This is a genomic window from Rhizobium esperanzae, from assembly GCF_014197615.1.
Lineage (GTDB): Bacteria > Pseudomonadota > Alphaproteobacteria > Rhizobiales > Rhizobiaceae > Rhizobium > Rhizobium esperanzae_A.
This window is the reverse complement of sequence record NZ_JACIFY010000038.1, coordinates 1-15,493: the sequence shown is the minus strand read 5'-3', so window position 1 is coordinate 15,493 and position 15,493 is coordinate 1. Positions and strand designations below refer to the sequence as shown.

Here is a 15,493-nt window from a genome sequence, read left to right as displayed (position 1 = left end):
TCGTCGCCGCCATGCGAAAGCTAATCATCATGATCAACACTATTCTCAAAAGACAAACGCCATGGAACGAGCCCCAACAACACGGTTGCTGAGGCACCCCCGAAGGGGCCTCGAAGGACGGGGCTGACCGGCGTGCCGGGCAGCCTGCTCTATCAGTCCTTCTTGACCGGCGGGATCGGTCGGATCGAAAGCTCGCGCAGCTGCGTCGGGGTTGCCGGGGTCGGCGCGCCCATTAACAGATCCTGCGCCTGCTGGTTCATCGGGAACAGCGAGATTTCACGCAGGTTCTTGGCGCCGACCAGCAGCATGACGATACGGTCGATGCCGAAGGCAGCACCGCCATGCGGCGGCGCGCCGTACTGGAAGGCGCGGTAGAGGCCGCCGAAGCGGTCTTCGACGTCCTGCTGGCTGAGACCGACCTTCTCGAAGGCGGCGACCATGGTTTCCGGCGACTGGTTGCGGATCGAGCCCGAGGCGATTTCGAAGCCGTTGCAGACCGCGTCGTACTGGTAGGCCTTGATGCCAAGCGGATCCTGGTTCAGCAGCGCATCGAGGCCGCCCTGCGGCATCGAGAACGGGTTGTGGGCGAAGTCGATCTTCTTTTCTTCCTCGTTGTATTCGAAGAAGGGGAAGTCGACGATCCAGCACAATTCGAAACGGTCGCGGTCGATCAGGTTCAGTTCGTCGGCGGCGCGGTTACGGGCCTCGCCTGCAAACTTGTAGAACTTCGACGGCTCGCCGGCGACGAAGAAGCAGGCGTCGCCCGCCTCGAGGCCGAGCTGCGTGCGGATCGCCTCGGTACGCTCCTCGCCGATGTTTTTGGCGAGCGGTCCGGAGCCGCCGATTTTGTCCTCTTCTTCCTTCCAGAAGATGTAGCCGAGACCGGGCTGGCCCTGGCTCTGCGCCCAGGCATTCATACGGTCGCAGAAGGCTCTGGAGCCGCCAGTCTTTGCCGGGATCGCCCAGATCTCAACCTTCGGGTTGGAGGCGATCATGCCGGCGAAGACCTTGAAGCCGGAGCCGGCGAAATGCTCGGTCACCGCTTCCATCACGATCGGGTTGCGCAGATCCGGCTTGTCGGAACCGTACTTGCGGATCGCCTCGTCGTAAGGGATGCGCGGCCATTCCTTGGTCACCGGCTTGCCTTCGGCGAATTCCTCGAACACCCTGGAGATCAGCGGACCCATGGTGTTCCAGACGTCTTCCTGGGTCACGAAGCTCATTTCGAGGTCGAGCTGGTAGAATTCGCCCGGCAGGCGGTCTGCACGTGGATCTTCGTCACGGAAGCAAGGGGCGATCTGGAAATAGCGGTCGAAGCCGGCGACCATCAAGAGCTGCTTATACTGCTGCGGCGCCTGCGGCAGGGCGTAGAAGGTGCCGGGATGGATGCGCGAGGGCACGAGGAAGTCGCGCGCGCCTTCCGGCGAGGAGGCCGTCAGGATCGGCGTGGTATATTCGGTGAAGCCGCCATCGCCCATTTCGCGGCGCATCGCGGAGATGACCTGGGTGCGCTTGACGATGTTCTTGTGCAGCGTTTCGCGGCGCAGGTCGAGGAATCGGTACTTGAGGCGGACGTCTTCCGGATAGTCCGGCTCACCGAAGACCGGCAGCGGCAATTCCTTGGCGGCGGAGAGCACTTCGATCTCCTGGGCGTAAAGCTCGATCTCGCCGGTTGCCATGGTCTTGTTGACGGTGTCTTCGGTGCGGGCCTTGACGAGGCCGTCGATGCGGATGACCCACTCGCCGCGCACGGTCTCCGCCATCTTGAAGGCGGGGCTGTCGGGATCGGCGACCACCTGGGTGATGCCGTAATGGTCGCGCAGGTCGATGAAGAGAACGCCGCCATGGTCGCGAACGCGATGGACCCAGCCGGAAATCCGGACATTGGCGCCGACATCCGACTTGCGGAGGGCTGCACATGTGTGGCTGCGATAGCGATGCATCATCTCAATTCCCGGTATCTGGCTTGAAGACGGCAGCAAGGGGCTCTGATGGCTCTCCCGCACCGACAAGAAAATCGGGCGGAAAAGCGCATGGACGCTCCGATTTGTCAAGACTTGGCGCGCGCAGCCCGCGCGTTTATGGCGAGGCAGCGCCCCGCATGCTGCGGCAGTTTGGCCGCGTTTGCCATATTGATGAAGGCGGCTCTCAACTTTAAAAGGATCGGCATTCCAACCCATGGAGCACCCGGATGCCTCTGCTCACTCGCCGCAACCTCTTGAAGGCATCTGCCGTCGCAGGCGCCTATGGTGTCGGCATGGGCGTTGCCGGTAAATTCGGGCTCGCCGAAGCGGCCCCCGAGCCGCAGCTGCTGACGGCCGTGAAGACCGAGGCGATGCTGACCGAGGCGGGGCCGACCCGGGATATCATGAGCTGGGGCCATGACGGCATGCCGCCGGTTCTCAGGATGACGAAGGGACGCCCTTACGCTGCGCGGCTAAAAAACGAGCTCGACGAACCGACGACGATCCATTGGCATGGGCTTCGCATCGACAACCGCATGGACGGCGTGCCGTTCATGACGCAGCCCTATATCTATACCGGCGACGGCTTCGATTATGCCTTCACGCCGCCCGATGCCGGCACTTTCTGGTATCATCCCCATTGCAACACGCTGACGCAGATGGGGCATGGCATGACCGGCGTCATCGTCGTCGAAGATCCGTCCGATCCGCAGTTCGACGCCGAGGTGGTGCTGAACCTGCGCGACTGGAGGCTCGGCGGCGACGGGCAGTTCATCGCTCCCTTCCGGCCGCGCGACGCCGCCAAGTCCGGCACCTACGGCACGGTGCGCACCGCCAACTGGCATCAGGAGCCGCAATATGACGCGCCGACCGGCGGGCTGCTGCGGCTGCGCATTGCGGTCACCGACGTGACACGGATCTTTTCGCTGAAGATGGAAGGTGCGGTTGCAAGCGTGATTGCGATCGACGGCAATCCGGTGCCGAAGCGCTTTCCCCTCGACCTCCTGCAGATCGGGCCGGGCCAGCGGCTCGATCTTGCCGTGCGCATGCCGGACAGCGAAGGCGCCGTCGCGACGCTCGAAGATATCCGCGGCACGACGCCGAAGACGATCGCCAGTCTGCGTGCTGTGGGATCGTCGTTGAAGCGCGAGATCGGCGATCTCGCGCAGCTCGTCGAAAATCCGGTGGCGAAGGCCGATCTTTCCGCCGCCGAACAGATCCCGCTGGTGCTGAGCGCCACCGCCGAGAATACTGCCGTCGAAAGCATCTGCGGCACGCTCGGCTACAGCTTCTGGGCCATCAACAAGGTGCCGTGGCCGGGCGATACACCGGACCCGACGGCGCCGCTGGCGGAATTGAAGCTCGGCAGGAGCTATGTCTTCAATCTCGAAAATACCACGCCGCATGCGCATCCGATCCATCTGCACGGGATGAGCTTCACGGTGATTTCCTCCTCGACCAGGGAGGTGATGCCGCTGGTCTCCGATACCTATCTCATCCAGCCGGACGAGAAGGTGCAGCTCGCCTTCGTCGCCGACAATCCCGGCGACTGGCTGCTGCATTGCCATATCATCGAACACCAGAAGACGGGGATGACCAGCTACTTCAGGGTGAGTTGAGGCGTCCCCCTTTGCCGCAGTTTGGACGTAATTCTTAGCCAGCAATGCTCGAAGCGTATGCTGTTGTATTGACATATCGAAGCGAAAGGAGAAGGAAGGTTCAACCGACCTTTTCCTTGCGAATGAAATGATATGATCGAAACCACCGCCGATTTGGCGGCCGCCTGCAAAGAGCTGGCCAAGTCCGACTTCATCACCATCGACACCGAATTCCTGCGAGAGACGACCTTCTGGCCGGAGCTTTGCCTGATCCAGATGGCAAGCCCGACAACCGAAGTTCTGGTCGATCCGCTGGCCAAGGGTATCGACCTCGCTCCGTTTTTCGAGCTGATGGCCGATCCGAAGGTGCTGAAGGTCTTTCATGCGGCGCGCCAGGACATTGAAATCATCTTCAATCGCGGCAATCTCATTCCGCATCCGATCTTCGACACGCAGGTCGCCGCCATGGTCTGCGGCTTCGGCGACAGCGTCTCCTATGATCAGCTGGTCAGCCGCATCAAGAACGTCCATATCGACAAGTCGTCGCGCTTCACCGACTGGAGCCGCCGGCCGCTCTCCGACAAGCAGCTGGAATATGCGCTGGCCGACGTGACCCACCTGCGCGACGTCTACCTGTCGCTGAAGGCGGAACTCGATCGCGAAGGCCGCACCTCCTGGCTCTCCGAGGAGATGGACATTCTCGAGGCGCGCGAAACCTACGACCTGCATCCCGACGATGCCTGGCAGCGGCTGAAGATGCGGCTGCGCAAGCCGCAGGAGCTGGCGATCCTGAAATATGTCGCCGCCTGGCGCGAACGTGAGGCGCGGGCCCGCAACGTGCCGCGTTCGCGGGTGCTGAAGGACGATGCGATCTACGAAATCGCCCAGCAGCAGCCCAAGGATACCGAGGCGCTCGGCCGGCTTCGCACCATTCCGAAAGGCTGGGAGCGCTCGACCTCGGGCGCATCCGTCATCGAGGCCGTCAACGCAGCACTTGCTCTTCCGAAAGCCGATATGCCACATGTGCCGCGCCAGACGCAGGCGCCCGAAGGGGCCGCTGCCGCCGTCGAACTCCTGAAGGTACTGCTGAAGCTGGTTTCGGAAAAACACGGCGTGGCGCCGAAGGTGATCGCCAACAGCGAGGATCTCGACCGGATCGCCGCCGAAGGCGAGAAGGCCGATGTCGCAGCGCTCAACGGCTGGCGGCGCGATCTTTTCGGCGTGCCGGCGCTGCAGCTGATCCAGGGTCAGATCGCTCTGCGCTTCGTCGACCGGAAAGTCGACACCGTCAGCCTCTGAGCTTGCGATCGAATTCGCTTGACGCTTTTTTCCCAGCTGAAACAATGGTTGGGAGAACCATCGGGGCGAAAGGGCCGCATGCGGGAAATATCTCCGACGCAGAACTGGATCTTGATCACGATCGTTCTGGCTGCCAGCGGCGTCGTCTATGATCTGATGTTCTACTCCACCCAGACGCCGGTCATCGGGGCGATCTTTGCGCTCTTCATCGGCATGCCGATCCTCGCCTTCGAACGTAAGGTGCTGTTTCGCGGGCTGTATAGGCGCATCCAGAAGCTGCCGACCTTCGTCTTCATTATTACCGAGCTGGTGATCTACGAGATCCTGATGAGCATCGGCTTTGCCTGCGCCGGCCTGCTGCTGTGGTCGCTCGGCATGCTGAATCCAACGTCGCTCCTCGATCTCGTCGTCATGCCGTTCAAGGTCTTCCTCTATGCGCTGGCGGTCTGCTCAATAATGATCTTCATCCTGCGCGTGCGGGAACTGCTCGGCCGTGAAGTTTTCCTCAGCATGCTCATCAGCCGCTACCGCAATCCGGTCAAGGAAGAGCGCGTCTTCCTGTTCATCGATCTGGTCGATTCGACGGCCTTTGCCGAAAAGCACGGCGACCTCAGAGCGCAGCAGCTGCTGAGTTCGCTGTTTGCGACCTTCGCCGAGCCCGTCCGCCGCCACAAGGGCATGATCAACGACTATGTCGGCGATGCGGCGATCATCACCTGGCCGCTTGCCCGCGGCGTCAAGAATGCGCGCTGCGTGCGCTGCATCTTCGATATCCTTGCCGACATCGAAGCCAATGCCGCCGGCTGGCGGAAAAATTACGGCCAGGTACCGAAGCTGCGGGCCGCGCTTCACGGCGGCGAGATCATCACCGCCGAAATCGGCGTCGACCATCACAAGATCAGCTATTTCGGCGACACCGTGAACACCACCGCCCGGCTGGAAGCGCTCTGCCGCAGCCTGAACCGGCCGGTGCTGATCTCGGCCGAGCTTGCCCGGCGGATGGAATTTCCCGAGAATATATCCTGCGAGGATCTCGGCACCCATGCCGTCAGGGGGCGCGGCCAGGCACTCGGCGTCATGGCGCTTTCCTCGCGCGCCGTCACCGTGCTGAACACGCCCGCGGTCATTCTGCACGGCTGAACAAACGCTTTCGGCCCGCGTCACCAAAGCTTCACCCAACCGTCAATTCGCTGACATTAAAGCCCTGCTAAGCGGAAGCCATTCGCATCCGTTTCATGGGGATATTATGAAGAACGTCCTTTTTGCTTCCGTATCGCTTTTCATCCTGATGACCGGCACAGCTTCGGCCGACCAGCAGCAATTTCCGGCCAAGCTCGCCGGCCAGGCGATCCTGCCTGCCAACACTATGGTTCCGGCTCCCGCCGACGCTCCTGAATTCCTCAAGCATTCCGGCAAATTCACGACGGCGGACCGCAAGCGCACCGAAGCGCTCGGCACTGTTCCGGGCAAGGACGGCGCTCGCGTCACCGATCTGAAACTACCCTTCGACGGCCAGGCGATCCAGGGCTTCTCGGGCATCAAGACGATGGCCGACGGCACCTTCTGGACGCTGACCGACAACGGCTTCGGCTCGAAGGCCAACTCCTCGGACGCGATGCTGTTCCTGCATCAGATGAAGTTCGATTGGGCAGCCAACAAGGCTGAAGTCGTCAAGAACCTCTTCCTCTCCGATCCGAACAAGATCGCCCCCTTCCCGATCGTCCTCGAAGGCACCGACAAGCGCTACCTCACCGGCGCCGATTTCGATATCGAATCGATCCAGCCGGTTGCCGATGGCTTCTGGCTCGGCGACGAATTCGGCCCCTACATCCTGAAGATCGACGCCGAAGGCCATCTGACTGATGTCATCGCGACGACGCTCGACGGCAAGCCGGTGCTTTCGCCCGACAATCCGCTGATCCAGCTTCCCGGCAATCCGGCCGCGAAGATGCCCGTCTTCAATCTGAAGCGCTCCGGCGGCTTCGAGGGCCTTGCCATGTCGAAGGACGGCGCCAAGCTCTACGGCCTGCTCGAAGGCGCCATCTACAAGGATGACGGCCAGATGGAGACGGTCGATGGCCACACCGCCGTCCGCGTCATCGAATTCGACGTCGCCTCCAAGAAGTGGACCGGCCGCAGCTGGCTCTATCCGTTCGAGGACAAGAGTGTCTCGATCGGCGACTTCAACATGCTCGACGACACCACCGCTCTCGTCATCGAGCGCGACAGCGGCGCCGGCACCAAGGACAAGGCCTGCGCCGACCCGAAGCAGCCGAAGCCGGATTGCTTCGAGGCTCCGGCCGAGCTGAAGCGCGTCTACAAGATCGAGTTCAACGACGCCAATGCCGGCAAGGCCGTCCGCAAGATCGGCTATATCGATCTCCTTGATATCAAGGATCCCGACAACAAGAAGAAGGCCGGCAGCAAAGACGGCGTCTACGACATGCCGTTCGTGACGATCGAAAACGTCGACCGCGTCGACGCCACCCACATCATCATCGGCAACGACAACAACCTGCCCTTCTCCGCCGGCCGCGCCGTCGACAAGGCCGACAATAACGAGTTCAGCCTGCTTGAGGTCGGTGAGTTTTTGAACGCGAAGTAATTCTGGGTTCTGGTACGGAAGTAAGGAGGGCGGCGCGAAGGTGTCGCCCTTTTTGTTGAGGGCATGCCGTGCGGCACCCCCCTGCCCTGCCGGGCATCTCCCCCACAGGTGGGGAGATTGGCAAGAGGCTTGACCATCGCTCCCTCTCTAACGGCAGCGACAATCACAATGCTTGAGTTGTTTGGGGAAGCCGTCGCGCCCAGCCGATCTCCACCCTTGTGGGGGAGATGCCCGGCAGGGCAGAGGGGGGTGCCATACGGCACAACGGCCGCAAATCAGCCTACTCGAACCGAAACGCCAGCCTCTTGTTCGTCAGCTTCGACAGCTGCTGCAGGCGGCCGTCCAGGCGTTCGCCGGCGAAATCGCGGTATTCGGGGGGCACGACGAATTCGAGGTCGAGGTCCGGGCTCGCCGATTTGCGGAAGGTGAGGCTTTTGACGATGCCCGGCATCGAGGCCGAGAAGAGGTAGACGACGCGCAGCATGCCACCGAGCAGCTTGGCGCGTTCGATGAACTGAGGCGTGGCGATCTGCGCCAGCGGGCCGGTGGCGCCGTCGTCGTGCAGGCCCTCGAAACGGTAGTAGTTGGTGAGCGCGATGAAGGCGCGGCCGGGATGGCTGATGCCGACGAAGGAGGAGTGGGCGATGACGTTCAGTGCCTGCAGGCCGCGATAGTCGGGATGGGCGCGCCAGCTGATATCGGCAAGCAGGCAGGCGGCCTGACGATAGCGGCTTTCCTCTTCGGTTTCCTGGACGCCGAAGAGCGGCATCATGCGGCCGGTCCATTCCGCCAGTTCGCGGGCATGCTCGGGCGAACGGGCACGCAGGATCGCCAATTCGCCGGCTGCGGCCAGCAGCGGGTCGGAGCGACGCTCGGCCTCCGACAGCAGCGAATAGAGATATCCCTCGCGCACACCCTGCGCCGAGAAGGAAATCACCGACGGCTTCATGACGCTCAGGACTTCCTTCATGGCGATGGCGCCGAAGGGCAGCAGCGAACGGCGATGCTTGGAGACCGCCTGAAGGGCCGGTTCCTTGGAATCGCGCGCGGTCGCCACCTGATCGAGGAACAGCATCATCGCTTCGAGCGACACTTCATAACCCTGCATCATATGCAGCGGATAGTTGGTGATCTCCATGTGCAACTTGGCGATGTTTCGCCAGGTGCCGCCGACGGCGTAGAAGGTACGCCCCTCGCCTTTCGCCAGGAGCTTTGCCGTCTTCACCTGCTTGCGGGCAAAGGTGCGCGCCTTGGAAAGCGAGCCGCCGGCATATTCCGACAGGCGCAGGCCACCGAGCGGCAGGGTGATGCCCTTACCGACCTCCTTGCCCTTGATGTCGATCAGTTCAAGCGAACCGCCGCCGAGGTCGCCGGCAATGCCATCGGGATTGAAGAAGCCGCTGATGATGCCGAGCGAGGCGAAACGAGCCTCCTCCTCGCCGGAGAGTACCCGGACGTGGCGCTGCAGGATCGTTTCGGCCTGATGGATGAAATCGGGACCGTTGCTCGCCTCGCGGGCGGCGGCCGTCGCCAGCACATACATGGTGGCGGCGCGGGCCTGATCGGACAGGGCCTTGAAACGGTGGAGCGCTGCCAGAGCCCGGGCGACGCTCTCTTCATCCATCTTGCCGGTGACGGCTATGCCTTTGCCGAGGCCGCAGAGGACCTTTTCGTTGAAGAGGATCGTAGGCGAACGGGACAGGCCTTCATAGACGACAAGACGAATGGAATTCGATCCGATGTCGACGACGGAGACCGGGGCGATCCCTGGAAGGCGCCCCTGGGCTTCAGATTCAACCATATGGTCCAGTTTTACTTGTTGTTGCGGCCTTCGAGCAGGCCGGCGATCAGTTTCGGCGCGCTGGATTTCAGAGCTTCACCACGGCCCGACAGGCTCGGATTGGTCATGAAATACTGCTGCGCATTGAACGGTTCCTCGCCCCTGCGCACTTCCATGCGCCGCGACGTACCGTCGGGCAATATCTCGTAGCTTTGTTGATTGTCAATCACGTTGCCGAGCATAATCTGTGACAAGACCTGCTCGTGAACGGTCGGATTCGTCAGCGGAACCATCGTCTCGACGCGGCGGTCGAGATTTCGCGGCATCATGTCGGCCGAACCGATGTAAACCAGCGCCTTATCCGACGGCAGGCCGTGGCCATTGCCGAAGCAGAAGATGCGGCTGTGTTCGAGGAAGCGGCCGACGATCGACTTGACGCGGATCTTCTCCGAGAGACCGGGCACCTGCGGACGCAAGCAGCAGATGCCGCGCACCACGAGATCGATTTCGACGCCGGCATGGCTGGCACGATAGAGCGCATCGATAATGTCGGGATCGACAAGCGAATTCATCTTCATCCAGATCGCCGCCGGCGCACCGTTCTTGGCGTGCTGAATCTCTTCTTCGATGTGGCGCAGGATGCGCGGGCGCATCGTATAGGGCGAAATGGCGAGCTGCATGCCTTGTTCCGGCTCGCCATAGCCGGTGATGAAGTTGAAGATATTCGCCATGTCGTGGGCGATGACGGGATTGCAGGTGAAATAGGAAAGGTCCGTATAGATCTTCGCAGTGATCGGGTGGTAGTTGCCCGTCCCCAAATGGCAATAGGTCCTCAGCTTGCCTTCCTCGCGGCGGACGACCATCGACATCTTGGCGTGGGTCTTGAGCTCGATGAAGCCGAAGACCACCTGCACGCCGGCGCGCTCGAGATCGCGCGCCCAGCGGATGTTTGCCTCTTCGTCGAAGCGGGCCTTGAGTTCCACCAGCGCCGTCACCGACTTGCCGGCTTCGGCGGCGTCGACCAGCGCGCGCACGATGGGGCTGTCGTTGGAGGTGCGGTAGAGCGTCTGCTTTATCGCCAGGACATCAGGATCGCGCGCAGCCTGGAGAAGAAACTGGACCACCACGTCGAAGGATTCGTAAGGGTGGTGGACGACCATGTCCTTCTCGCGGATGGCGGCGAAGCAGTCACCGGCATGTTCGCGGACGCGCTCGGGAAATCGCGCATTGTAGGGCTGGAACCGGAGATCGTCGCGCGGCGCCTTGGTGATCTCCGACAGGGTGTTCAGCGCCAGCAGGCCCGGCAGAACGGCGACGCGATTGTCGGGAATGCTGAGCGCCTGGACGACGAACTGACGCAGCGAGGCCGGCATTTCGGAATCGGTCTCGATGCGGATGACCTTGCCGCGGCGGCGGCGCTTCAGCGCCGTTTCGAAGAAGCGGACGAGATCCTCGGCCTCTTCCTCGACTTCGATATCGCTGTCGCGGATGACGCGGAACGTACCGGAGCCCTGCACCTCGTAACCCGGGTAGAGCCTGTGGATGAAGACGTTGGCGACGTCTTCCAGCGTGATGTAGCGGATCGTATTTCCATCATCGGGCAGCCGGACGAAACGGTCGAGCGCCACCGGCAGGCGCAGCAGCGCCGTCATCGGCTCGCGGCCGTTCTTGCTGACGAGCTGCAGGCCGATCGAGAAACCGAGATTGGGAATGAAGGGGAACGGATGGGCCGGATCGATCGACAGCGGCGTCAGAACCGGAAAGATCGCCTGTTCGAATTCGGCGGCCAGCCACTGGCGGTCGGCATCGCTCAAGGCGCCGGGACGCACGATCAGGATGTCTTCCTTGGCGAGATACTGCTGCAGCACGGCGAGCGAGGCCTGCTGCTCCATCTGCAGATGGTCGATCTCCTGCAGGATCGAATCGAGCTGCTCGGCCGGGGTCTTGCCGTCGGGGCTGCGGATGGCGATATTCTGGCGCACCTGACCCTCGAGGCCGGCAACACGCACCATGAAGAATTCATCGAGGTTGGCGGCCGAGATCGACAGGAAGCGGACGCGCTCGAGCAGCGGATGCTCGGTATTCAACGTTTCTTCTAGGACACGGCGGTTGAACTGCAGCCAGGAGAATTCCCGATTGATGAAGCGCTCGGGGCTCTTGAGCAGTTCTTCCAGCGGCGGGGTATTATCGTTGATCTCAGGCGTGAGTTCCTGATGTTCTGCGACTGCGCTATCCATGGTCCGCTTACCCCGTTCTCAATCGCCGACGGCAATTATATCAGTTTCACGACGGAACTGTGACAGTCAATCGGCCGGCTCCGAATTTCCCAATTCATTCAATACTTCAGCGGCCAGAGTGCGGGTGATTTTCGTGCCCCGCGACAGGGCCAGCCGGTCAAGCCTTTCGACGATCGTCTGGGCGGCATTCAGCGACCGCTCCATCCGGTTGACGATATAGAGCACGAGTTTGTCATCTATATAAAGCTGTCGGTCGGCAAAGAGCTTGACGATTACCTGAGACAACAGCGCCTCATCGGGTTCGCCGATCTCGACGACGGTCGCAGCCTTCAGCCGCGAGCGCAGATCAGGCAGCGAAACCGGCCACGACATCGGCCAGAGACGGCTTGTGATCAACAGGCTGGTGCCGTTTTCGCGTACGCTGTTGATGACGTGGAAGAGCGTGTTGTCGTCGAAGCCGAGACGGTCGGCATCCTCAAATAGAACGGGGCCGTTCGCCGCCGTAACGGCAGCATCTGAGCCGACCTTGGGATGAATGACCTCCGCCCCGCTGTGTTCCTTCCAGATACCGGCCAGATGCGATTTGCCAGAGCCCACCGGGCCGGCCAGGACAACGACCGGCGACGGCCAGTTCGGCCAGGCGTCGACGATCGAAACCGCCGCCGCGAGACGCTCCGAGATCAGCAGGTCGTCACGCCCGCTGGCGGCATCGTGCGAAAAGGCGAGCGGCAGCTGCTCTCCGGCCTTGCGCTTCGGATCAGCGTTCTTCACGTCATTCATTGGGAACTGATTTCGTCTTCCGGGCGCGGCCATTGGATGACCCGCCAAAATAAAGATCGCTCTGAAGGTAACGCGAAAGCGCGAAACGAACAAGCACACCGACGGCGGCTGCCGCCGGCACCGCGACCAGAAGCCCGACGAAGCCGAAGAGCGCGCCAAAGGCAAAAAGCGCAAACATCAGCCAGACCGGATGCAGGCCGACGCTGGAGCCGACGAGCTTCGGCTGCAGGACGTTGCCTTCGAGGAACTGGCCGCTGAAGAAGACGGCGAGCACCAGGCCGATCCAGAAATAATCCGGCCAGAACTGGACGATCGCCACGCCGACGGCGAGCACCAGGCCGACCATCGAACCGACATAGGGGATGAAACTGATCATGCCGGCAAAGAGGCCGATCAGCAGGCCGAAGTTCAGCCCGACCAGGGACAGGCCGGCGGCATAATAAATGCCGAGGATGAGGCAGAGCGAGCCCTGGCCGCGGATGAAGCCGGCAATCGCCTGGTCGATCTCCTTGGCGATCTGGCGGACATCGGTGATATAATCGCGCGGGATCCACTGGTCGACCTTGGAGACCATGCGGTCCCAATCAAGCAGGATATAGAAGGCGACGACGGGGGTGACGACGAGCAGCGAGATGACGTCGACGATCGCCTTGCCGGAATTCCAGAGCTGCGCGAAGAGCCCGGTCAAGAAGCCCATGCCTTCGGAGAGAATGCCGGAGAAATTGTCCTTGATCGTACCGGCCTGGCTCTTGACCCAGTCCGGCAGCAGCGAATGCTGCGACTGGCTGATGAACTGCTGCAGCTGGCTGATATAACCCGGAAGACGCTCGGCGAAGTCGTTGAATTGGCTGACGAGGACGGGAATGAGGATCATCAGAGCCAGCGCAAAGACGATGACGAAGGCGATGAGGATGCCGACCGTCGCCATCATGCGGCTCAGGCCCAGGCGCTCCAGCCGGTCGGCCACGGGATCGAGAAAATAGGCGATCGCCATGCCGGCGATAAACGGCAGGAGGATCGAGCTGAAGATGTAGAGAAAGGCGATGAAGAAGACGAGCACGGCCAGCCAGAAGAAGATCTGACGCTTGAGACTGTTGCCGCTGACTTGCTGTGGCATCTCTTCTCCGCTGATCGCTTTCCGCCGCCAAACGCCGCATCCGAACCGAAGCGGCCATTCAGCACATAGGATGCAGGCGCAAAGATGGTCAAGCCTGCCGCGGTAAATCCCGGAAAGCCTGCGAGAAGACGCGGGAAATTGGGGGCTTTTGCCATGCAGCGCTTGCATAAACGCCCCTGTCATGCAATTGCGACCGGCAGATGACGCGGCGCGTCTGCCGCCTGAAATAGCCATCGGAGACCAGCATGAGCCAGTCTGGGAAAAACGGCCTGACCTACAGCGATGCGGGCGTCGACATCGATGCCGGCAACCTCCTCGTCGAGAAGATCAAACCGGCGGTGCGCTCGACCCGGCGTCCCGGCGCCGACGGCGAGATCGGCGGCTTCGGCGGGCTCTTCGATCTCAAGGCCGCAGGCTTTACCGATCCGGTTCTGGTCGCCGCCAATGACGGCGTCGGCACCAAGCTGAAGATCGCCATCGATGCCGATTATCACGACACCGTCGGCATCGACCTCGTCGCCATGTGCGTCAACGATCTCGTGGTGCAGGGCGCCGAGCCGCTGTTCTTCCTCGATTATTTCGCGACCGGCAAGCTCGACCCCGACCAGGGCGCTGCGATCGTCGGCGGCATCGCCGCCGGCTGCCGCGAGGCGGGCTGCGCGCTGATCGGCGGCGAAACCGCCGAAATGCCCGGCATGTATTCCTCCGGCGACTACGATCTCGCCGGCTTTGCCGTCGGTGCTGCCGAGCGCGGCAAGCTGCTGCCGTCAGGCGATATCGCCGAGGGCGACGTGATCCTCGGGCTTGCCTCCTCCGGCGTCCATTCCAACGGCTTCTCGCTGGTGCGCAAGATCGTCGAACTCTCCGGCCTCGGCTGGGATGCGCCGGCGCCGTTCGCCGAAGGCAAGAAGCTCGGCGAAGCGCTGCTCACCCCGACCCGCATCTATGTGAAGCCGCTCCTCAAGGCGATCCGCGAGACGGGTGCGCTGAAGGCGCTGGCGCATATCACCGGCGGCGGTTTCCCGGAAAATATTCCGCGCGTGCTGCCAAAACATCTGGCCGCCGAGATCGATCTTGATGTCGTCAAGTCGCCGCCGGTCTTCTCATGGCTCGCCAAATCCGGCGGGGTCGAAGCGAAAGAAATGCTGCGCACCTTCAACTGCGGCGTCGGCATGATCGTCGTCGTCGCTGAAGAGAATGTCGCGGCGGTTTCCGCGGCGCTCGAAGCCGAAGGTGAAACGGTCATCACGCTCGGCCGGATGATCGCCCGCGACGAAGGTGCTGCCGGTACGGTCTACAAGGGCACGCTTGCCCTATGAGCACGCCGCGCAAACGCGTCGTCGTCTTCATATCAGGCAGCGGCTCCAACATGATGGCGCTGATTGCGGCGGCGAAGGCCGCCGACTATCCGGCCGAAATCGTCGGAGTGATCTCCGACAAGCCGGACGCCGGCGGGCTTGCCAAGGCTGCCGCCGAAGGCATCGCCACCTTCGCTTTCCCCCGCAAGGATTACGCCAGCAAGGATGCGCACGAGGCGGCGATCTTTTCCGCGCTCGACACGCTTTCGCCCGACATCCTCTGCCTCGCCGGCTACATGCGGCTACTGACGGCGACCTTCATCCAGCGTTATGAAGGCCGGATGCTCAACATCCACCCTTCCCTGCTGCCGCTGTTTCCCGGCCTGCACACCCATCAGCGCGCCATCGACGCCGGCATGCGCATCGCCGGCTGCACCGTGCATTTCGTCACCGAAGGCATGGACGACGGACCGACGATCGGCCAGGCGGCCGTGCCGATCCTTTCCGGCGACACCGCCGAAAGCCTGGCCGCGCGCGTGCTGACCGTCGAGCACCAGATCTATCCGCAGGCGCTGCGGCTCTTTGCCGAGGGGCGTGTAGCGATGGAAGGTGGCAAGGCGGTGGGTGCTGCGGCTTCCGCCGTCGCCGCTAAAACGCAGTTGATTTCGCTGATCGGCGACCACGTATAAAGCGCATCTCAATGGCTCTGGTTCGAGGGTCGCCCCTTGCATGTTCAATTAGCGCTGATTGTTGGATGATCGGTGCGCAGTCCGGCGGATGGCCATCCGCCGGACTGCGGACGGCCGGGACCGCAG

11 protein-coding genes are annotated in these 15,493 nt (G+C 62.2%); 6 read left to right on the top strand and 5 right to left on the bottom strand.

The features are described from left to right. Nucleotides 1–152 precede the first annotated feature (152 nt). On the bottom strand, nt 153–1,943 hold the full coding sequence (aspS, locus tag GGD57_RS28725) for an aspartate--tRNA ligase (RefSeq protein WP_184473555.1): 1,791 nt from the start codon (nt 1,941–1,943) through the stop codon (nt 153–155). A 248-nt stretch (nt 1,944–2,191) separates the two neighbouring features. On the opposite strand from aspS, the gene GGD57_RS28720 reads away from it, so the two are divergent. From GGD57_RS28720 to GGD57_RS28705, 4 genes are all read left to right on the top strand, one after another. Beyond that, the gene (locus GGD57_RS28720; RefSeq protein WP_184473554.1) at nt 2,192–3,583 is read left to right on the top strand and encodes a multicopper oxidase family protein; all 1,392 of its coding nucleotides are present in this window, start codon (nt 2,192–2,194) and stop codon (nt 3,581–3,583) included. Nucleotides 3,584–3,715: 132 nt separating this feature from the next. After that, the gene (gene rnd, locus GGD57_RS28715; RefSeq protein ID WP_184473553.1) at nt 3,716–4,861 is read left to right on the top strand and encodes a ribonuclease D; all 1,146 of its coding nucleotides are present in this window, start codon (nt 3,716–3,718) and stop codon (nt 4,859–4,861) included. A gap of 78 nt (nt 4,862–4,939) precedes the next feature. Then, the gene (locus GGD57_RS28710; protein WP_184473552.1) at nt 4,940–6,001 is read left to right on the top strand and encodes an adenylate/guanylate cyclase domain-containing protein; all 1,062 of its coding nucleotides are present in this window, start codon (nt 4,940–4,942) and stop codon (nt 5,999–6,001) included. A gap of 106 nt (nt 6,002–6,107) precedes the next feature. Continuing rightward, nucleotides 6,108–7,466 (top strand): esterase-like activity of phytase family protein, encoded by a 1,359-nt coding sequence (locus GGD57_RS28705; RefSeq protein WP_184473551.1) that lies wholly within the window; start codon nt 6,108–6,110, stop codon nt 7,464–7,466. Between the two features lie 280 nt (nt 7,467–7,746). Here GGD57_RS28705 and ppx read toward each other — a convergent pair whose 3' ends face one another. The 4 genes from ppx to GGD57_RS28685 all read right to left on the bottom strand — a co-directional run bounded on the left by ppx (nt 7,747) and on the right by GGD57_RS28685 (nt 13,380). Further along, complete coding sequence (gene ppx / locus GGD57_RS28700) at nt 7,747–9,267, bottom strand: exopolyphosphatase (protein WP_184473550.1); 1,521 nt, start codon at nt 9,265–9,267, stop codon at nt 7,747–7,749. Between the two features lie 11 nt (nt 9,268–9,278). Next, nucleotides 9,279–11,483, bottom strand: a complete 2,205-nt coding sequence (locus GGD57_RS28695) for an RNA degradosome polyphosphate kinase (RefSeq protein ID WP_085736800.1) — start codon at nt 11,481–11,483, stop codon at nt 9,279–9,281. A gap of 66 nt (nt 11,484–11,549) precedes the next feature. Then, the gene (gene hdaA, locus GGD57_RS28690) at nt 11,550–12,263 is read right to left on the bottom strand and encodes a DnaA regulatory inactivator HdaA (RefSeq protein WP_184473549.1); all 714 of its coding nucleotides are present in this window, start codon (nt 12,261–12,263) and stop codon (nt 11,550–11,552) included. Continuing rightward, the gene (locus tag GGD57_RS28685) at nt 12,256–13,380 is read right to left on the bottom strand and encodes an AI-2E family transporter (protein ID WP_184473548.1); all 1,125 of its coding nucleotides are present in this window, start codon (nt 13,378–13,380) and stop codon (nt 12,256–12,258) included. Before GGD57_RS28685 ends, hdaA begins: the two co-directional genes overlap by 8 nt. A gap of 245 nt (nt 13,381–13,625) precedes the next feature. Here GGD57_RS28685 and purM point away from each other — a divergent pair, with 245 nt between their 5' ends. Further along, on the top strand, nt 13,626–14,699 hold the full coding sequence (gene purM / locus GGD57_RS28680) for a phosphoribosylformylglycinamidine cyclo-ligase (RefSeq protein ID WP_184473547.1): 1,074 nt from the start codon (nt 13,626–13,628) through the stop codon (nt 14,697–14,699). Beyond that, nucleotides 14,696–15,367, top strand: a complete 672-nt coding sequence (gene purN, locus GGD57_RS28675; RefSeq protein WP_184473546.1) for a phosphoribosylglycinamide formyltransferase — start codon at nt 14,696–14,698, stop codon at nt 15,365–15,367. The genes purM and purN overlap by 4 nt, the downstream gene beginning before the upstream one ends. Nucleotides 15,368–15,493 lie beyond the last annotated feature (126 nt).